16 protein-coding genes are annotated in these 20,552 nt (G+C 59.1%); 10 read left to right on the top strand and 6 right to left on the bottom strand.

The genetic code is table 11. From position 1 onward, the window contains the following. Positions 1-18 precede the first annotated feature (18 nt). From Mal65_RS23880 to Mal65_RS23890, 4 genes are all read left to right on the top strand, one after another. Entirely contained in the window at positions 19-1,395 is a 1,377-nt protein-coding gene (locus tag Mal65_RS23880; protein ID WP_145303587.1) for a glycerate kinase type-2 family protein, read from the top strand. Positions 1,396-1,505: 110 nt separating this feature from the next. After that, the gene (locus Mal65_RS26720; RefSeq protein WP_165701497.1) at positions 1,506-1,676 is read left to right on the top strand and encodes a hypothetical protein; all 171 of its coding nucleotides are present in this window, start codon (positions 1,506-1,508) and stop codon (positions 1,674-1,676) included. A 285-nt stretch (positions 1,677-1,961) separates the two neighbouring features. Next, on the top strand, positions 1,962-3,815 hold the full coding sequence (locus tag Mal65_RS23885; protein WP_145303590.1) for a sulfatase-like hydrolase/transferase: 1,854 nt from the start codon (positions 1,962-1,964) through the stop codon (positions 3,813-3,815). A 184-nt stretch (positions 3,816-3,999) separates the two neighbouring features. After that, entirely contained in the window at positions 4,000-5,250 is a 1,251-nt protein-coding gene (locus Mal65_RS23890; RefSeq protein ID WP_145303593.1) for a chorismate synthase, read from the top strand. Positions 5,251-5,379: 129 nt separating this feature from the next. Here the strand turns inward: Mal65_RS23890 and Mal65_RS23895 are convergent, their stop codons facing one another. Together Mal65_RS23895 and Mal65_RS23900 are read right to left on the bottom strand one after the other, a co-directional pair. Beyond that, positions 5,380-6,276, bottom strand: coding sequence for a hypothetical protein (locus tag Mal65_RS23895; protein WP_145303596.1), 897 nt, complete (start codon positions 6,274-6,276; stop codon positions 5,380-5,382). 160 nt (positions 6,277-6,436) lie between these two features. Next, the gene (locus Mal65_RS23900) at positions 6,437-6,817 is read right to left on the bottom strand and encodes a hypothetical protein (RefSeq protein WP_165701498.1); all 381 of its coding nucleotides are present in this window, start codon (positions 6,815-6,817) and stop codon (positions 6,437-6,439) included. Positions 6,818-7,209: 392 nt separating this feature from the next. Between Mal65_RS23900 and Mal65_RS23905 the strand changes: the two genes are divergently transcribed. Beyond that, entirely contained in the window at positions 7,210-7,827 is a 618-nt protein-coding gene (locus Mal65_RS23905; protein WP_145303599.1) for a hypothetical protein, read from the top strand. Positions 7,828-7,982: 155 nt separating this feature from the next. Then, entirely contained in the window at positions 7,983-9,182 is a 1,200-nt protein-coding gene (locus tag Mal65_RS23910) for a S1 family peptidase (RefSeq protein ID WP_145303602.1), read from the top strand. Positions 9,183-9,312: 130 nt separating this feature from the next. Here the strand turns inward: Mal65_RS23910 and Mal65_RS23915 are convergent, their stop codons facing one another. Continuing rightward, positions 9,313-9,891: a hypothetical protein gene (locus Mal65_RS23915; RefSeq protein ID WP_145303605.1), complete on the bottom strand. Its 579-nt coding sequence runs from the start codon at positions 9,889-9,891 to the stop codon at positions 9,313-9,315. A gap of 332 nt (positions 9,892-10,223) precedes the next feature. On the opposite strand from Mal65_RS23915, the gene Mal65_RS23920 reads away from it, so the two are divergent. Together Mal65_RS23920 and Mal65_RS23925 are read left to right on the top strand one after the other, a co-directional pair. Further along, positions 10,224-11,228, top strand: coding sequence for a hypothetical protein (locus Mal65_RS23920; protein WP_145303606.1), 1,005 nt, complete (start codon positions 10,224-10,226; stop codon positions 11,226-11,228). Between the two features lie 379 nt (positions 11,229-11,607). Continuing rightward, positions 11,608-12,045 carry an AP2/ERF family transcription factor gene (locus Mal65_RS23925; protein WP_145303609.1) on the top strand — a complete coding sequence of 146 codons (438 nt, stop codon included), beginning with the start codon at positions 11,608-11,610 and terminating at the stop codon, positions 12,043-12,045. A 39-nt stretch (positions 12,046-12,084) separates the two neighbouring features. Here the strand turns inward: Mal65_RS23925 and rpiB are convergent, their stop codons facing one another. Beyond that, positions 12,085-12,558, bottom strand: coding sequence for a ribose 5-phosphate isomerase B (rpiB, locus tag Mal65_RS23930; protein WP_145303611.1), 474 nt, complete (start codon positions 12,556-12,558; stop codon positions 12,085-12,087). Positions 12,559-12,935: 377 nt separating this feature from the next. Here rpiB and Mal65_RS23935 point away from each other — a divergent pair, with 377 nt between their 5' ends. Both Mal65_RS23935 and Mal65_RS23940 read left to right on the top strand, forming a co-directional pair. After that, positions 12,936-14,735 carry a 30S ribosomal protein S1 gene (locus tag Mal65_RS23935; RefSeq protein ID WP_145303614.1) on the top strand — a complete coding sequence of 600 codons (1,800 nt, stop codon included), beginning with the start codon at positions 12,936-12,938 and terminating at the stop codon, positions 14,733-14,735. A gap of 195 nt (positions 14,736-14,930) precedes the next feature. After that, positions 14,931-17,162 carry an NADP-dependent isocitrate dehydrogenase gene (locus Mal65_RS23940; RefSeq protein ID WP_145303617.1) on the top strand — a complete coding sequence of 744 codons (2,232 nt, stop codon included), beginning with the start codon at positions 14,931-14,933 and terminating at the stop codon, positions 17,160-17,162. Positions 17,163-17,254: 92 nt separating this feature from the next. Here Mal65_RS23940 and Mal65_RS23945 read toward each other — a convergent pair whose 3' ends face one another. After that, positions 17,255-17,878 carry a superoxide dismutase gene (locus Mal65_RS23945; protein WP_145303620.1) on the bottom strand — a complete coding sequence of 208 codons (624 nt, stop codon included), beginning with the start codon at positions 17,876-17,878 and terminating at the stop codon, positions 17,255-17,257. Between the two features lie 160 nt (positions 17,879-18,038). Next, on the bottom strand, positions 18,039-20,300 hold the full coding sequence (locus Mal65_RS23950; RefSeq protein WP_145303623.1) for a sensor domain-containing diguanylate cyclase/phosphohydrolase: 2,262 nt from the start codon (positions 20,298-20,300) through the stop codon (positions 18,039-18,041). Positions 20,301-20,552: the final 252 nt, after the last annotated feature.

Genomic DNA, 20,552 nt, shown 5'->3' on the forward strand with positions numbered 1-20,552 from the left:
CACCGGATTTCGATTGACATGAACGATGCCGCCCACCCCACGACACCTCGTCAAGACGCGACAAGTATCTGGCATGCCGGCCTGGACGCCGTGCGAGCCCGACCGCTGGTCACGCGCAGTATTCGTTTCGACGGCGATGCGTTGTGCATCGAAGACGTCCGGATCGAACGAACACAGTTTGACCGGTTGATTGTGGTCGGTGCCGGGAAGGCGGCAACCGCGATGGCGACAGGTTTGTTGGATGCCGTCCAAGACGTCGTCCCGGTCAGCGGCTGGATCAATGTTCCCGACGGCACGCAAAGCGATCTGCCGGGAATCACGGTCCACGTCGGTCGACCGGCCGGCGTGAACGAACCGACCGAAGACGCCGTAATCGGGGCCAATCGCATTTTGGAGATCGTTGCACAGGCCGGTCCACGCGACCTGTGCATCGCGTTGATTTCCGGCGGCGGCAGTGCCCTGTTGCCCGCACCATCGGCCGGCATCACTCTGGACGACAAGGTTGCCGTGACCCGATGGCTCAGCGGTGCAGGCGCCGACATCAAAGAACTGAACACCGTTCGCAAACACCTCAGCCGGATCAAAGGCGGCGGGCTGTTGTCGGCCTGCCGGGCGGGGCGACTGGTGACATTGGTTTTGTCGGACGTCTTGGGAGATCCGCTGGATCTGATTGCATCAGGGCCGACCGTGATGGACCCGTCCAGCGGCGCTGACGCAATCGAAGTGCTGCGAAAATACGATCCGCAACAAACGCTGCCACCATCGGTCTATCGTTGTTTGCAACATCCCCGCAAGTCGGACACCACGGGCAACATGCCGCACGACATCGTTGTCTTGGGGAATAATCCTTTGGCCATCGACGAAGCCGGCATTCGCGCAGAATCACTTGGCTACAACCACGTCATGCAATCGGCTCGCGAATCCGAAGGTCTCGCCGAAGACGTTGGGCGACACTTGGCCCGCATGACCACCGACATGCTGCGACGTGGTGATTCCGCCCACCCGGTGAACTGTCTGATCAGTGGTGGTGAACCGACCGTTCGACTTGCCCCACCCGAACGACGCGGTAAAGGCGGTAGGAATCAACAACTGGTCCTGGCCGCGTACGAGGAATTGTTAAAGCACGACCTTACCCCGCAACAGTGGGAACAAGTTTGCATCTTGTCCGGCGGCACGGATGGTGAAGATGGACCCACCGATGCGGCGGGTGCATTGATCGATGCTCAGGTGCATCGACGCGCTCGCGAAGCGGGATTGAATGTCCAAGACCACCTTCAACGGAACGACGCGTATACCTTTTTCCTACACTGCGGCGGACTTTTGATCACTGGACCGACCGGAACGAACGTTTGTGACGTCCGCGTCGCGGTTATCAAAAATTCATCTTGTTTTTGATAGTGCGTCTTGCCGTTTGATCGCTACAACAAAGGCGTGCAACCGGCGTGACCGCACGCGGGTGTTCTGTGTATACCGGGGGGTCGACTTTCCCGTCTTTGGAGCAACCAATGACGACCACACTCGTGACCGATTTAGGGCATTGTCAACGTTGCGGCACAACGGCTTATCGTGAACGAAGGCGGTGGTACGAAAAGCTGATGTTGGTGAAGGCGGTTTATGGCTGTCACCAATGCGAAAGGCGTTTGAAGAAGTATTGGTTCTGGCCGTTCAACTGGTAGGCCTGCGTCTGGGGCCCGACCGTTTCTCCCCGCTCGCCTTACTCCGGCCACTAGCGAGCCCTTGCCCCCCCACCCTTTGGTAGACTGTCGTCGTTTTCAATGTTGTCGCCAACGGCGCCAACGACCAACGCTTGACAAAATCCCTCGGCCGAAAGATCGGGTGAGTCAAACGATTGCATTAACAGTCTGTCCCGACACGTGGGTCTTCCCAATGTTGTCGGCTTTCCAAAGAAACGTGGGGGAAATGGAATGTGTAGACGCTACACCCGTATCGTTACCCGAACGATGATCGCCATCGCTGCGGCTTCGTTCATCTTGGGAACCATCCACACGGCGCGGGCCGACGACCGCCCGAATATTTTGTGGATCACAAGCGAGGATAATGGGCCCGAACTGGGTTGCTACAACGACGCTTACGCCGACACGCCGCGTATCGACGCGTTGGCATCGCGATCGCTTCGATACAAGCGATGCTGGTCCAACGCCCCGGTTTGCGCGCCGGCGCGAACGACGATCGTGTCTGGCATGTATGCCACCAGCCTGGGCGCGCATCACATGCGAAGCGCCGTCGGGTTGCCCGATGCCATGCGTCTGTATCCGCTGGTCTTTCGCGACGCCGGTTATTACACCAGCAACAACAACAAGACCGACTATAACTTTGCGAATCCCGAACCCGGCTGGCACGACAGCAGTCGCCAAGCGCACTGGCGTGGTCGCGCCGAAAACCAGCCTTTCTTTGCCGTTTTCAACTTCACGGTCAGCCACGAAAGCAAGATCCGTAACAAGCCTCACACCTTGGTGCATGACCCGGCCAAAGCCAAATTGCCCGCCTACCATCCCGACACACCGGAGGTCCGGCGTGATTGGGCGCAGTATTACGACCGGTTGACCGAAATGGATGCGATGGTCGGCAAGGTTTTGGATGACTTGAAGGCCGACGGCTTGGACGATTCCACCATCGTCTTTTACTACGGGGATCATGGCAGCGGCATGCCACGTAGCAAACGTTGGCCGTTTGATTCGGGGCTGCACGTCCCCCTGTTGGTTCATGTCCCTGAAAAGTTTCGTCCCGTTGCACCGGAGAACTATCTTCCCGGCGGTATGTCGGACCGATTGGTTGCCTTTGTTGATTTGGCCCCCACCGCGTTGTCGATGGCGGGCATCCAACCGCCGGAAAACATGCAAGGCGTTCCTTTTGCGGGTCAGTTCGCCGGCGAAGCCAAGCCGTTCATCTTCGGTTATCGCGGCCGGATGGACGAACGAATCGACGAGGTCCGAAGCTGTACCGATGGTCGCTTTGTGTACATGAAACACTTTTATCCGGACCGTCCCTACTTGAAGCACGTCGAATTCATGTTTCAAACACCGACCACGCAAGTGTGGAAACGGATGTTTGACGAAGGCAAGCTGAACGATGCCCAAAGCAAGTTCTGGCAACCCAAGCCGTCGGAGGAATTGTTCGATCTGGAAAGCGACCCTGATGAAACCGTCAACGTGGCTGGTCGCCCCGAGCATGCTGATCGGCTTCGTCGGATGCGTCAGGCGATGCAAGACTGGAGCATCGAAACCCGTGACTTGGGTTTGCTGACCGAAGCGGAAATCCATCGACGCAGCGGCGACCAGGCGCCGCGGACGTTCGGATTGAGCCCCGACTATGAAATCGAACAGTTGGTTCAGGTCGCCTATGCCTGCACCGATCGAGAAAACCCGCCGTCATTGGGCAAGTTGAATCAGTGGGTTCGCAGCAGTGAATCGGGCGTCCGCTACTGGGCGGTGCGCAGTTTCCTGTGCCGACCGGACGATGCGTGGAAGAACGACGCATCGATCGCCAAGATGCTGGAAGCCGCCATGTTGGATGATTCCCCCAGCGTCCGTGTGGCCGCGGCGGAAGTCGCCATGCAAATGGACGGTCCTTTACGGCAGCGTGCTCCGGCCGTGCTGGCGAATCTGGCCGACGTGGATAACTATGGCCAATTGGTGCCGGTCGCGGCGTTGAACGTTCTGGACAAGTACTGGTCCGAGCTTCCCGATGATTTACGAGAACGCGTCGAAGCGTTGCCGGAAAAAACGAAAGATGCCCCGCAGCGTGTTTCCGGCTATGTCGGTCGCCTGCTGAAGCACGTTCAGTCGCTGCCTTAGTTGGCACCCGCTTGGCACCGGCGCCGCCGCCCCGCGATGCATGGGGGCCGGACCGATGGCCAATTCGGATTCTGTCTTTTAGGCTTTAGGCACTTCCATCGCCCCGCCCCGGGGCGATGTCGCGGCCGATCATGTGGCCACGAATGTGTTGAATTGAATCGATCCAAGGCAAAGACAGGTCACGATGGAAATCCTAGGCGGGCCGCTGTTTACGGTCGCCGGCGCGGGTGAATCCCACGGGCCGGCGGTCACCACCATCGTGGGCGGATGTCCGCCCGGCTTCTTTTTCCGTCGCCAGCAGGTCCAGACTTTTCTGGACCGACGCCGTCCCGGTGGCAACAAGCACGGCACGCCGCGTAACGAGAAAGACAAGGTGGTCTTTCTGTCGGGGCTGTATCAAGACGATCACGACGAATTGCTGACCGGAACCAAGATCCAGGTCGAAGCCGACGGTGCCGAGTTTTCGACCGAGGGCTACGAAGCCGGATACACCACCGGCGAACCGATCGCCGCGATGGTTCTGTCGACCAGCAAAAAGTCGGGCGACTACGGCCAATTCACCGGGCCGACCGGCGAAGTCCGACCGGGACACACCGATCTGCTGAAGTATCACAAGTCGCGGGGACGCGTCGACGTTCGCGGCGGCGGTCGTTCCAGCTATCGCAGCACCATCAGCGATGTCATCGGCGGGTCGATCGCCAGGCTGTTTTTGCAGCAAACCTTTGGCACGGTTTTTCTGTCATCGATCTGCCGCGTCGGTCCCATCGCCGCGAAGACAAGCCTGGCATCGGTGGTCAACGAAATGGTGATATCCCAGCCGGGAGTCCGGTTGGATTCGGAAGCCATCACCGGCATCGAAGATCAAGTCAATGCACCGGAGATCCCGTCCATTGACCACGAGTTTGCCGCCAATGCCGCCGAACTGATCAAACAGACACGCAAAGCGGGCGATTCACTGGGTGCGATGGTGGAAGTCATCGGGATCAATGTCCCGCCTTTGCTGGGCGATCCGCTGTATGACAGCCTGAAAGTCAGGCTGATGGGAACGCTAGGCGGGTTGAATGCCGTTCAGTCATGCGAAGTCGGTGACGGCATCGACGTCGTCGCCCGCGTCGGCAGCCGCAACAACGATCCGATCCGTCATGACGGGTATCAAGGCAACACCCATGGCGGATTACTGGGTGGCATGACCAGCGGGATGCCCTTGGTGATGCGGGTTGGATTCAAACCAACGTCGACGATTCATTCGGCACAGAAGAGCGTCCGAAAGAACTTGGACGAGATCGATTTCCAATTGGAAAAAGGTCGCCACGACCCCTGCGTTGGCGTTCGTGCCGGTGTGACCCTGGAATCGCGGATGGCGATCGAAGTGATCAACGCAGCCCTTTCCCACCAAGCCGGCTTATTGGACAAGCCATTTCAACCTCTGTTTTAGCGCGCGACCTAAGCAGGCGATCGGATCAATCGAAGAAGGCTCGCCGAAAATCCGCGGCAATCGATTCACCGCGGATTCATTGGCGAGCCGAAAGTGATCTCGATCGCTTTTCCTTACGACGCGGGGGAATCACAGCGTGTCGGAAGCCGCCTTTTCCGCCGTGACCGTGGACTGGCCCATCTGCTTGATCGCCGACTGCAGATCCGTCATCGGAACGGTCGATTCAGCCTGACTTTGGCTTTCGCCGTTGGCCGACGAGGCGGGTGGCGTGGCCACGGTCGTGTCCGTTGCTGTCGGTGCAACGTTTGCGGCCTGGGCTTGGGTACCGGCTGCGTTCGTCTGGACAACGGTACCCGCCCCCGTTTCCACGGTGCCCACCTCCGTGGCACTAACTTCCGTGGTCACGGCCGTTGTCAGCCAAGGAATCTCGGTGACATCCATCGCACGCAAGTTGTTGGCTTCGTTCGTTTCCATCAACACGTCGTGACTGTCAATCGCAACGACCAAACGTTGAAAACCGATGGCTTGACCGTTGCGGTTGCCCATCGCCAGTGCGTCCAGCGGCAGGGTCAATTGGATTTGGACGGTTTGGCCGGCGCAGATCTTGTCGACTTTCGCCGTCACGTTGGGGCTGGTCGGAAAGATGCGGCCCAGCACGGCGACGGCCGTGACATGAAAATCGCAAACGTCACGAATGCTGTGGTTTTTGATATCGACGGCGATCTTGGGTCCGCATGCCGGGCTATCGTCGGCAACACGGCTGATGTTGGCGATACATAGATCGCCAAGTTCGCCGACCGGAATGACCGCCGCACCGAACGGGCCGTGATGGAGCATGGAATACGATGCCGACCGATCGATGCTGTTGTTGACGCCATAGCGGTGCATCATCCCGATCACGTGATCGCATCGCGATGCAGTCAGCAGATCATCGGTTCGCACGATCTGGGCGGACGCGGGTGAGAAAGATGTCGCTGCGATCGCGAGCAACAACATGGAAAACAGACGGGTTTTGGAACAGTTCATGGCTTCATTCACCTTGATGTGATCAAAGAATGTTTGGTTGGACGGGTTTTGAATTGTTGAACGAGGGCACAAAAAAAGCCCGGCGGCCGATGGTTGCGGCGACCGGGCTGCGGAAGCTATGTCGTGCTGCCGCGACGATGGCTTGGCAGCTCCGGTTGAATCACCAGCAACCCCAGTAGCTGCTGTAGACGGGCGTGTAGTAGCTGTAAGTGACCGGGGTGTAGTGGCGAACCACGGGGTAGCAGTAGCTGCGGTAAACCGGGGTGTAGTAGCGGTAGCCATAGCTGCGGTATCCGAAGTGACCGTAGCTGCGATAGCGACGGTAGCAGGCCGCGATGGCTTCTTCATCGTTGCCGCCTTCTTCACCCAACAGGGCATCCACATCGGCTTGGCCCAGCAGGTCATCGTCAGCCCTGGCGACCTTCGCATCGTCTTGCGACGCTTCCAATTTGGCGACCATTTCCAACAAGTTGTCGTCAGCCATCACGTTGCCGGCGAACAGGACCATGGGAGCAACAGCGAACAGGATCTTCTTCAACATCGTTTCGTTCCTTAGAAGGCAGTCGAGTTTTTCAAATGACGAAATCGCGAGTCTGCCAAGCCTCGTCGTTTTCGCTCGTCAGGTGACTAACGAGCCAAGCGAGAGCGAAACGGATGTGTTACACGGAAATCCGAGAATTCCATTTCTGGCTCCGAAATCGAGGTTGAATCCGGAATGCTGATGCCAGCACGGAAAGCAGGACCGTGAATGCCGGCGCATTTAGCAACGTAGAGATCGGGCCCCGTACAGCCACGTCTCCAGCTGCTCGTCAACGACGATGTAACGCATGCGTCTGGATTCCGCTTGGGAAAGAAAGAACACACGCGTGGCGTCCTATTCGACCAACACTACGGTCGCGGACTGCCCCCCTGAAACTTCGAAAGGCCCGTGCCATGACTCCTTCGATCCGCCGATTCCTGTGCCTGACCCTGTTCGCATTCACTCTTGCTGCCGCCGGGTCATCCGACGTCAACGCACAACAAGACCTGTTTTCCAAACTTTCGATGGGCGAGGTGTTCGAGGAGGCTGATTCGGACAGCACTTCGGACGGAAACGACCTCCAGCAATTGACCCGGCTGATTCGTAAGAACCCGGAGTTACTGAAACAGCTACTTTCGGCCGTCGAAACCGAATCGCCCAAAGACGTCGCATCATCGCCGGCGGCCACGGAACCGAAGAAGTCGACGGCTGATGCCACGAAACCCACGCCGGCTTCGGTAGCCAAATTATCCGCAAAACCGCGGATATCGCTGGTCGGACGCTGGTCGACCCGGCTTCCGGATGGCGACGCGATGGCGATCGAATTCGCCAAAGATGCGAGCTTCGTGCTGGTCCATTTGAAAGGACAAAAACCGAACATCTCTCGGGGCAAAGCGACGCGGGGCCAAGACGTTCTGACGCTCGTCGGCGACGACAAACTGACGCTTCGCGGCAAACTGAAAATCGACGCCGCCGATCGATTTGATTGGACGCTTGGCACGACCACGCTGCGTTTCGACCGGGCCAAGTGATCCAGCTGGCCGACCGCGAAAACACGCCGAAGCAGGAAAGAAGCGTGTTACATCGGCTGAGACTTGCCGCTTGGATTCATGAAACCGTCATCGAGAACCTTTTTTCTGCCCGGCTTTGCGATGCTCATCGCGGGCCTCAACCACGAGACAATCCCATGAACACGTCTGAACGATCCGTCCGGAACCTGATTCGGTGCATCTTAGGCCTGGCGATGGCAGTGATTGCCGTCGGCACCGGCACGAACGCGAGCGCCGATTCGGAGAATTACAACCGTGTCTTGAAGAGTACCGCTTGGATCATTACCAGCGATGCCGACGACGAAACGTCCACCGGAACGGGCGTCTATGTCGACGCGGAAAAGCGACTGGTGCTAACCAACGCGCATGTGGTCGGCGACAGCCGTTCGGCCGTGGTCTTCTTCCCCGACATTAAGGACGGCTTGCCGCGGGTCGAACGCAAACACTACCTGACCAACGTCGTCAAACTGGCCCAGCCCGGCAAAGTCGTGGCGATCGATCGGCGTCGGGATTTGGCCCTGATTCAGTTGCCCAAAGCCCCCGAAAACGCCGAAGCGATCACGATTGCCGAAACCAGCACCACGCCGGGATCCAAGGTCGACACGATCGGAAACCCGGGTGACAGCGACGTGCTGTGGGTGTACACCGCCGGCCGGGTCCGCAGTGTTTACGACAAGAAATTCAAATCCAGCCACGGCGAACACGATTTTCGCGCCGTGGAGACCCAGAGCCCAATTAAGCCCGGCGATAGCGGCGGCCCGGTCGTCAATGACGAAGGCCAATTGGTGGCGATCGCCCAATCATTTTCGCCTCAAAGCCCGTTGGTCAGCTTTTGCGTGGACGTTTTGGAAATCCGGAAATTCATGGCAGAAGGTTGGAAACAGGCCCCCATCGCCACCAAGACTTTGCTGGAGAACGCCGGCATCGAGCACGAAAAACACTCGACCGGCCACTATCGCGTGGACTTCGAATATGCCACGGGAAAGAAACAGCAGGTTTTCGTCGCCAAGAACACCGAATACTACCAGCGTGCCGACGTGCGACGTGTTTGGTCGCTGGTCCAAGTGTCCAAGGAATCCCCATCGACCGAGCTGATGATGCGGTTGTTGCGGCAAAGTTCCGCCACGAAGATCGGATCTTGGGCCGTTGAAAAGAACGACAATGGCGAATTCTTGTTGATCTACATGGCCAAACTGGACGCGACCTCCCCGGACGAAGCCGTCAGCGGAACGATCGAATACGTCGCCAAGATCGCCGGGGCGATGAACAGCGAACTGAACCCCGACGCCAAGGAAAAATCGGCGGCCGCCACCCTGGCATCGTGGCTGGCCGACTGAACGAGTGTAGCTGGGCCCGCGAAGGGCTCAGGCCCCAGCACATCAAGATCCGTAGCTGGGCCCGCCGAGGGCTCAGGACGCGATGGCCTCTGAACGCTGGCGCGTCCAGCTACTTCGGAACGTGGTCCCATCAGCCTCGCTTTGGATCAGCCACATGAAACAAATCCGTTCGTTTCAAATAGGAAAACGCCCGCCAGAGACGCGGCCACGAGTCTTCCTGAAACAACCGCAAGTCGGGAAAACCGGGCAGTAGACAGCCGGAATATGCGTATGACGCGAACCCATCATGATCGATCAAGCCCGCCCGCTCGGGATTTCGAACGATGTATTCCACAATCGCCTGCAGCTCGGTCTGTTCGACCTCCGAGTCGCGCAAGACGCGATCGTACGCTTGCAATTGCCACCGAAAACCGATTCGCTTCAGCGATAGATTGGTTTGTTTGCGAAAGAAACTCATCGCCACCCGCTGATATGAGTCATGGGCCAATCCATGCCAGAGCATGTGGACGTGATCGGGCATCAGGCAATACACCAGGCAAGCGATCCGATGCCGGAATCCGGTGTGCGTCAGGATCTCGCGAAATCGATACAGAAACCAAGGATCCAACCAACCGGTGGCACGCCCGCCCATCGTCAACGACCCGTGGACCCAAGATTCGCCCTGATAAGCCCCCGGACTGAGACGCTTTAGGTAGTCGTCCTGCGGCATGACTTTGTGATCTACGAGGAAATTGGAATCGCCCCGAAATGGCAGAGGGCTGCTGAATGCAACGCGAACTTTTGCAAATCAAGCCGTAGCTGGGCCCGTGGAGGGCTCAGGCCCCAGCACGTCAAGATCCGTAGCTGGGCCCGCGGAGGGCTCAGGATGCGATGGCCTCTGAACGCTGGCGCGTCCAGCTACGGGAGAAGTCTGAATTTTCAGAATCCAGAAATTTTCGCTGTAACAACGCGGTGAGGTTCACGCTGAGTCCATTGTCGAGGCAACGAAATCGCTTGCCACGACGATCCGCAACACACACCGCCCTGAACCGGAATACTGCCATGAAACGCTCCATCAAAAAGCTGTTCGTCCTGACCGTCACCGCCGCGATCACCGTTGCCGGCACACCTGCCGCGGAAGCCTGTGGCGGAGGCGGATTCAGCAGTTCACGTTTGGGTTCGTTCCGCGGCCGTGGATTTGCCACCGGTGCACCACCGGTGATGACTCGCCGCCAGCAAGTCGCCCGTCACCAAGCGACCTATTCCACGCATCCTGCGACCACCAACCATTACCCGGCACCGAATTCGTACGCGGCCCCCGCGACCTACCACGCCCAAACGACTTACCCGCAGTCGTCCGGCGTGTCGACGATCCGACCCGCCGTACCGCAAGGCATCCCAGCAACGCAAACGATCACGCAAAGCCGCATCGCAGCACCTGCGGCCGCTGCTCCGTCGACCACGAGCATTGCTCCGGTGCAACCGAACGTAAACAGCACAAGCGTTCCGACGACTCCAGCTCCGGTGCAAAAACAAGTCGCAACCAACCAGCCGACCCCAAATGTTGTCCCCGCGACGCAACAACCCGCGACGCAAAATTCATCGGCCGAACCGAAAACCAGCGTGAACGCTCAGCAGTCCGCATTGCAGATCCTGGCATCGCTTTCGGCAACGGAAAGCAAGCCGGCCGAAACTGCCACGCCGTCGCCCCGCACCGCACCGGCCCAAGAGCAACCCGCCGCAACGATCCCGGAATTCAGTTCCGCTGCGGCCAGTGAATCGCCGGTCGGCGGCGCCGAAGTCGGCACTTGGTCGGTCAATTTGTCGGGCAACCAATCGGTCCGCTTGACCTTGGACGACGACGGAAAGTTCGTCTGGACCGCGACGCGGGGCGGAAAAACGAATTCCTTTCAAGGACAATATCGCCTGCAGGACAACCAGCTGACTTTGGTTCGAGCCAACGATCTGCAACAGATGCAGGGCACCTGGGTCGGCGGCGGTGACGAATTCACCTTCACCCTGGACGGTGCCAACAACGGCGGATTGAAGTTCAATCGGGCCAGCTGAATCGGACCAAAAGAATCGATCGACCAAGGCCGCCTGGGACTCGATCGCGGGCGGCCGCTTTGATGCGCAGTCCATCACATCGGTTGGCCGCAATCCGAGCACCGCCCCGATCCGACTGCTCCGCTTGTTTCGCCGCGCCGAGAATGTGTTTAGAATAGGGGGTCCGCCTCGGGAACCACGCGATGCACCGGATCGCTGATTCGGTTTCCAATCGATGCACCCGATAGAAGCAATCGCATCGATTAGGATCGATGTTCTCTTGGCGGCCCGATCGCCCTGATCGGACAAGCATGGATGAACGACATCCCCACGGACGACCCTGCCCCGCCCCATCCCCACATCCTCTTGCCAGAGCCCCGCCCCACGGGGCTGAAGATCCATGCGAGCCAACCGAAACATCACCCGTATCGACCGCAAAACCACCGGCGGCTATCTGGTCCGTGTCATGCGGCGCGGCGAATTGACGTCCTGGTACTTCAGCGACAAGGAGTACGGCAGCAAACGAAAGGCTTTGGCCGCGGCGAAAGAGTACCGCGATGAACTGGAAGGCGGATTGGCCGGCTATAGCGCCAAACAGTTGGCCAAGAAGCAGCGCAGCAATAACACCTCCGGCGTCGTCGGCGTTCGCTTGGTCGAAGAAAAGGACCCACGTTGGCCTTCACAACCGACCTACCGATACTGGGTGGCCCAGTGGAGTCCGCAAAAGGGAATTCGCCGTACCAAGCGGTTCAGTGTTGAAAAGTATGGCGAAGACAAGGCCTACAAAATGGCGGTCCAAGCGCGCAAGAAGGGCGTCGCCGAAATGGAAGACCGCTAGCCAGATTGACGGCAACACCCGATGCGTTGCCGTGGTCGATCAGGCCTGGATGCCCTTCTTTTCAATCTCCAGCACCTTGTCCAGCCGCCGCTGATGCCGCGGCTGCGGTGCGTAGGTGGCGTTCAAAAACGCGTCAATGATCTCGAACGCCAATTCGCTGCCGATGATCCGGCCACCGATGCACAGGACATTCATGTCATCGTGCTCCACACCCTGGCGTGCGGAATAGGTGTCGTGGCAGATCGCCGCGCGGATCCCCGGGATCTTGTTCGCCGCGACACTGACCCCGACGCCGCTGCCACAAATCAGCAAGCCTTTGTCGGCGCGTCCGGCCAACAATTCTTTCGACACCGCGACCGCGAAATCGGGATAGTCACAGCTTTCCGCTGTGTCCGTCCCACAATCGACCAGCGAAACGACTTGGTCGGCATATCGTTGGGCGACATCGGATTTCAGGGTGAAGCCGGCGTGATCGCCCCCCAGGGCAAGACGGACATCAAAGTTCTTGGACATGATCGAGATCTGGACGAAATATCGTGGTGGGGGGGAAAGAAAGATCGTGAAACGGGCGGGGGGAAACAGGGGCCGAGCCGCTTGGGAAGGCCGACTTTCATAACCCCGCATCGGATTCGTGGCTAGACGTGGGGGAATTCATCGTGCCAGTCGTGCAAAGCCGTGAATTGTCGGCCGATAGACGTTGTGATCACCGCGGGGCTTTGTTACCCTCCCAGACCCTGTGCATGGAACGTGTCCCCATGCGCCGATCCGCCGACCGGCCTTCTTTGCGGGTTTTCCCCGGCCGGGCGATCGATTTCCCGTTCCTCCAACCCCACCAGCGCGGTCACGCAATTTCTTCTTGAGACCGACCGCCTGCGTCCCCGGAATTTTTCATGGTCAACCGTAACCTCATTCGCAACCTCGAAGACGACGACATCCTCAACGAACTGGCCGTGCTGGCTCCGGAGGAAGAGGCGGAAGATTGGCTGCTCGATGCGATCGCCGCCGAGCAACAAGATTACGCCCAAGGCAAAATCGTCGACGGCCGCATCGTCGAACTCAATGACGAATGGGCATTGATCGACGTCGGATTCAAGAGCGAAGGCACCGTCGGGCTGGACGAATGGGGTGCCGACGAAGACCCGCCGAAGGTCGGCGACACCGTGCGTGTCCTGATCGAGGAAATGGAGGACGAGCTGGGCGCCGCCGATGACCCGTACGGCATGATCGCGCTGAGCAAGCGCAAAGCCGAAAAGATCATCGAGTGGGAAAAGATGATGGAATCGGTTGCCGAGGGCCAAGTGGTCACCGGTACCGTGATTCGCAAGATCAAGGGCGGCCTGTTGGTCGACATCGGCGTCAACGTCTTCCTGCCGGGCAGCCAAGTCGATATCCGACGCCCGGGCGACATCGGCGATTTCATCGGCCGCGTGATCCAAGCCGAAGTGCTGAAGATCGACGACACTCGTCGCAACATCGTCATCAGCCGCCGAAGCCTGATCGAACGTCAACGCGAAGAAGACCGCGCGTACCTGATGCAGGAATTGGAAGTCGGCCAGATCCGCAAGGGGATCGTCAAGAACATCGCCGACTTCGGTGCCTTCGTGGACCTGGGCGGCATCGACGGCCTGCTGCACATCACCGACATGGCTTGGGAACGCATCGGCCACCCGACCGAAATGGTTTCGATCGACCAAGAGATCGAAGTCAAAGTGCTGCACATCGACCGCGAGAAGCAAAAGATCGCGTTGGGTCTGAAGCAAAAAGACCGCAACCCCTGGGAAAACATCGAAGAGAAGTACCCGGTCGATTCGGTTCACCCCGGCGAAGTCGTCAACGTCATGTCCTACGGGGCGTTCGTCAAACTGGAACCGGGCATCGAAGGCCTGGTCCACATCAGCGAAATGTCGTGGACCAAACGGGTCAATCACCCCAGCGAACTGGTCAACATCGGCGACAAGATCGATGTGATGATCTTGGGCGTCGATCCGGAAGGCCAGCAACTGTCGCTGGGCATGAAGCAGACCCAAAAGAACCCGTGGGACGACGTCCTGGATCGTTACCCCGAAGGTACCGATGTCAACGGCAAGGTCCGCAACCTGACCAATTACGGTGCCTTCATCGAATTGGAAGAAGGCATCGACGGCTTGCTGCACGTCAGCGACATGTCGTGGACCCGAAAGATCAGCCACCCCAGCGAAATGCTGGAAAAGGGCCAGGAACTGGCCTGCCGCGTGCTGAGCGTCGACGAACAACGCCGCCGGATCGCATTGGGTCTGAAGCAACTGGACAACGACCCGTGGGATGGCGACATTCCGGACAAGTATCAACCGGGCCAACTGATCAAGGGCAAGGTCACCAAGATCACCAACTTCGGCGTCTTCATCGGACTCGAAGACGGCCTGGAAGGCTTGCTGCACATTAGCGAATTGGCCGAACACAAGGTCGAAGACCCCGAAGAAGTCGTCAAAGTCGGCGACGAAATCGAGGTCAAGGTCCTGCGTGTGGACACCGACGAACGCAAGATCGGCTTGTCGCTGAAGCGAGTCGACTGGAGCGAGGAACAAGAAAAGAGTGCCGCCGCACAGGAAGCCGCCGAGAGTGGCGTCCCGAGCAGCAGCGTCAGCGACGAAGATCTGAAGGGTGGTTTGGGCAGCGCAGGTCCGCTGATCCCGACCGGCGGCGACGAGTAATCGTGCCCGTGCCCAGGCCGACGTGACGTCGTCGGTCGTGAAATCGCAAGCCGTGGTGCTACCCGCACCACGGCTTTTTTCATGGACGGATCCTCCCCGCGGGACCAGCGGTCAGCCGTCCACCACGCATTGACAATTTTTGCTGCCAAACGCAGGCTTTTCAAAGTCATTTCGCCCCGAACTCGACAGGCCAGCATGTCTGAAACCACACCGACCATCGCCTACACCCACACCGACGAAGCTCCCGCATTGGCGACGTTTTCGTGGCTGCCCATCGTTCAAGCGATCGGCAACGCCGCGGGCATTCGGTTCGAAACCAAAGACATTTCTCTGTCCGGACGAATACTGTCGGCGTTTCCCGACAGCATGCCCGAAGGCGGCGCGTATCCCGACGCGTTGGCACAGCTTGGCAAAGCGGCCAAAACGCCCGATGCAAACATCATCAAACTGCCCAACATCAGCGCATCGATCCCTCAGCTAAACGCGGCGATCGCGGAATTGCAGTCCAAGGGATACCGTGTGCCGGACTATCCCGCCGAACCATCCACCCCCGAGGAAGAACAAATCCGCGCGACCTACGCCAAGGTTTTGGGCAGCGCGGTCAATCCCGTCCTACGGGAAGGCAACAGCGACCGCCGTGTCGCCGCGCCTGTCAAGAAATACGCCCAGGCTCATCCGCACTCCATGGGTGATTGGGCCGCCGATTCCGATGCACACGTCGCCCACATGTCCGACGGTGACTTTTACGGCAGCGAAAAATCGGCGGTGATCGAAAAGGCTGGCAGCCTGAAAATCAGCTTGGACACCACCGACGGTCAAACGGTCACTTTGAAAGAAGCCGTCGCCGTGGATGACAACGAAATCGTCGACGCCAGCGTGATGAGCGTAAAGAAACTGCGGGCATTCCTGGCCGAGCAAATCGATGCGGCCCGGCGTGAAGGCATCCTGCTGTCGCTGCACCTGAAAGCGACGATGATGAAGGTGTCCGACCCAATCATCTTCGGACACGCGGTCAGCGTTTTCTTCGAGGACGTCTTTGCCAAGCACGCCGAAACCTTGGAATCACTGGGCGTGAATCCGAACAACGGCATGGGCGGTTTGGAAAACAAGATCCAATCGCTGCCGGAAGAACAACAGAAACAAATCAACGCCGACATCCAGCAGACGTATTCTCAACGTCCTGCCTTGGCGATGGTTGATTCGGATCGCGGCATCACCAACCTGCACGTGCCCAGCGACATCATCATCGATGCGTCGATGCCGGCGGCGATCCGCAGTGGCGGCAAGATGTGGGGACCCGACGGAAAATTGCACGACACCAAAGCAATCATTCCTGATCGTTGTTACGCCGGCGTCTATCAGGCGACGATCGATTTCTGTCGCGACAACGGCGCTTTCGACGTGACGAAGATGGGCACGGTCAACAACGTCGGCTTGATGGCCAAGAAAGCGGAAGAATACGGTTCGCACGACAAGACATTCGAAATCCCCGCCGACGGCACCGTCAAGGTCACCGACAACAGTGGCAACCTGATCTTCGAACACACGGTCGAAAAGGGCGACATCTGGCGGATGTGCCAAACCAAAGACGTGGCCGTTGTGGATTGGGTGCGATTGGCCGTCGAACGATCCCGCGTGACGTCTTGGCCCGCCGTGTTCTGGTTGGACAAGAACCGAGCCCACGACGCCAACCTGATCGAAAAGGTCCAGCAATACCTACAGGATCACGATACCGACGGGCTGGACATCCAAATCTTGGCACCGGTCGATGCAACGCTGCATGCCTGCCAGCGGGCCGCCAAGAACGAGAACACGATTAGCGTGACGGGTAACGTCCTGCGGGATTATCTGACCGACTTGTTCCCGATCTTGGAACTGGGCACCAGTGCCAAGATGTTGTCGATCGTCCCGTTGCTGGCCGGCGGCGGATTGTTCGAAACCGGTGCGGGCGGTTCGGCCCCCAAACACGTGCAACAGTTTGTCGAAGAAGGCCACCTGCGTTGGGATTCGCTGGGCGAATTTTTGGCGCTGGCCGCTTCGCTGGACGACTTGGGACGCAAACGCAACGACGCCAAGATCGCGTTGTTGGCCCAGTGTTTGGACCAGGCCACTGAAACGTTCCTGTCAGAAAACAAATCGCCTTCGCGGCGTGTCGGTGAACTGGACACCCGTGGAAGCCACTTTTACATGGCGATGTACTGGGCCGATGCATTGGCCAACCAAGACAAAGACGCGGACATCGCAGAAACGTTCGCACCGATCGCCGCGGCGATGAAGAAGGAAGAATCGACGATCGTCGATGAACTGAACGCCGCCCAGGGCGCGGCGGTCGACATCGGCGGATACTATCTGCCGGATTGCGAGAAGACATCGGCGGCGATGCGGCCCAGTCCGACCCTGAACGCGATCATTGAAAAGCTGGCGTAACCGCCGGCGAACCATGATGATGCCACAAAAAAGCCTCGCCGGCGAACCATCACCGGCGAGGCTTTTTTTTCAGTGGGCTGCGAACCGCTTGATCACTTCGCGGCGGCGTAGCGTTCGGCGACGGCGTCCCAATTCACGACGTTGAAGAACGCGCTGATGTAGTCGGGACGACGGTTTTGATAGTTCAGATAGTACGCGTGTTCCCAGACGTCCAATCCCAGAATCGGCGTGCCCGAGATGCCGGCGATATCGGCACCCATCAACGGGCTGTCTTGGTTGGCCGTGCTGCCCACTTTCAGTTCGCCACCGTCGACGTACAACCAAGCCCAACCGCTGCCGAATCGGGTGGCTGCGGCGTTGCTGAAGGCTTCTTTGAAACCGTCAAACGATCCACAGGCTTTGTTGATCGCATCGGCCAAATCGCCGCTGGGCTGGCCGCCTTTGCCCGGGCCCATCACGGTCCAAAACAGGCTGTGGTTGGCGTGTCCGCCGCCGTTGTTGCGAACCGCCCCCAGCTTGTCGGCTGGGACGTTACCCAGATTGCTGACCAGGTCTTCGATGCTCAGCTTTTCCAGATCGGTGCCTTCGATCGCCGCGTTGACTTTGGTGATGTAGGCGTTGTGGTGCTTGGTGTGGTGGATCTCCATCGTCCGCGCGTCGATGTGGGGTTCCAGCGCGTCGTATGCGTAGGGCAAATCGGGAAGGGTGTAAGCCATGTCGCTGTCCGTACTCGGGTTAAGAAGTTTTGAAGCGTGAAAGGACACAAAACCTACAAAACCATAGCGGTTCGCCCAGCGTTGGCGAAACGGGGGGCCACGACCGCAACCAACGGCGGCGGGGTCCCCGGACGTTGACAGACCAGCCGTGGCGGCGGGCCTAGGCTTCCTCGGCCGATTGCACCTGGCCCATTAGATAGCAGTTCAAACTGCTGATGACCTGCGAAACACAGGCGTGCAATTCGCGACGACGACGGTCACGGTTGCGGACCGGGCGGATATGGGCGTGCACACGTGTCTGACGCACGCGTGACCCGCTCATCTGATCACTCAGGGTCAACAGGACCTGCAGCGAGATCTGTTGGTCGGCCACGCGTCGGCCGCCGCTGCTGCACAGGGCGTTGACCCGCAATTCCAGCTGGTCGGCTTTGACCTGGATGATTTCCGCGTGATGGTCGGCGATGAAGCCGCGCAGTTTTTCCACGGCCAATTCCAGCGGAACCGTCGTCAGCACGACGAACTCTTCCTTGGCCGCCTTGCGGTTTCCGTCCAGCCAGCCCAGCCAACCGGATCGTTTACCGACCGATTCGCTGGCGTCGGTGGCCCGGCCGCTGCCCAGTTGGATCACGCGGTTTCGGCCATTGGATTTGGCTTGCAATAGGGCGCGATCGGCTCGTGCCAAAATGGTTTGGCTGGTGTCGCCGGATTGAAATTCCGTGACGCCAAAGCTGGCCGTGATACAGTCGTTGCCGATGCTTTTCAGCGGCATCACTTCCAAAGCTTGGCGAACCGCTTCGGCACGCCGAGTCGCCGTGGCGTTGTCACAGTTGGCGGTCAACAACAGAAATTCTTCGCCGCCATAACGGGCCACCAAATCGTCGTCGCGGCTGTGCGATTCCAGCAACCGGGCGAACTGCACCAAAGCATCGTCGCCGGCCGGGTGACCGTGCACGTCGTTGACTTGTTTGAAATGGTCGATGTCGCAAATGACCAAGCTGAACGTTGCTTCCCCGGATTTAGCCGACTCGGTCAGTTCCAACAATTGCCGATCGAATTCGGCACGGTTGGCCACTCCGGTCAACGGATCACGGGTGACCTTGTTGTTCAGTTTTTCCAGACGCTGTTCCAGGTCGGCTTTGTCCGACAAGTCGTGAAGGATGACCACGACGCCCTGCAATCCAGGCTCGCTGCCCATCACAGGCGAAACTTGAATGTGCACCGGCAACGGATCTTTGCCCGGACGCTCGATCATCATCTTCTTGGAAACCTGGGCTCCGCCGCCCAGACAATCCGTCACGGGGCATCCCGATCGCGTGCCATCGGTGTCCCGCAAACGCAGGGTTTCGTCCTTCCAACGCTGGCCAATGATCGCGTCGGCGGCGATGCCCGTCATGCGAGTCATCGCGTGATTCCAGCGTTCGACCGTGCCTTCGCCGTCGGCGAACACCATTCCCTCGGTCATGTGATCCGACAGACGTTCCAGGAAGAACTCGTCGCGACGCTTGACGTACTTGCGGGTGGACTGCGTATTGACCTGCAACGCTGCGGCGTCGCCGCCGATCATCGGACGATCCACATCTTGGCCCAGCTTCTGCAGCCAGCGATTGACGACGGCTCCCTGCAGCAACTCGGGACGCTGTTCCAGCATCACGCCGAAATCCAAACTCAGTTCCGGATCGAATTGCGTGCCGCTGCCGCGGATCAGTTCGCTGATCGCACGTTCACGGCTGAGCGCCGGCCGATAAACCTGGTCGGTCGTCATCGCGTCAAAAGCGCTGGCGATCGACAGCATTCGCGATCCCAGCGGCAACGCGTCGCCACGCATCGATTCGTCCTGGCGGCGACTGTCGTACCAAGTGTCCGCGTAGCGGATGATGTCCAACAATTCCGTATCCGCGGTGCACCCACGCAAGATTTCGCAGGCGATTTGCGGACAAGTGCCCATCGCCAACTGTTCGTCGACCGAAAGCTTTCCAGGCTTACGCAGGATCCGATCGGGGATCCCGATTTTGCCCAAATCGTGAAGCAGCGCGGCGACTTCGATCCGATCGCGTGCCTCGTCATTGAATCCCAGACGCTGGGCCCAGGCCGAACACGCCAAAGCGACACGCAAGCAGTGTGCGGCCGTCGGCGCATGCTTCGTGCGCAAGGCGTAATACAGCGATGTCGCCATGCCCAGACGAACCATCGCCAAATGGTTTTCGAATTTGGCTTCCTGCGCCGCGGTCCCCGAATCGGCCGGTGCTAAGGCGTTTTCGCGCAGTCCCGCCAGCAGATCACCGACGCGTGAATCCGGCGGAATTTCCGTCGGTGCGACCGGCCGATTCGTTGGACCGGACGCGGCGGGCGAAGCGGCCACCACGGGTGCAAATGCGGGGTTCGCCGAAGATTCCAGAGGGCACGATGGATTCAGGTCGGACATGGGGGTTGGTCGGTCAAGTTGTGAGCGTAGGTCCGTCGATCGCGGGCGCCGCTGTTGGACATTCGGCCCTCCCGCTGAATGAAACCTAGGTCAGAATGCCCCCCAAAAAGCCCGCATCCGGACGTTTTGCCGAAATCTGTCACCTCCAGCTGACGTTGTCGTCGCAAAACCCCTCCACAAGACCAAAAACGCTCAAACACCGCCCTTTCGGCAGGCACAAAGCCACGGCAACGTATACAAATCACCACACCA

This window comes from Crateriforma conspicua (assembly GCF_007752935.1).
Taxonomy (GTDB): Bacteria; Planctomycetota; Planctomycetia; order Pirellulales; family Pirellulaceae; genus Crateriforma; species Crateriforma conspicua.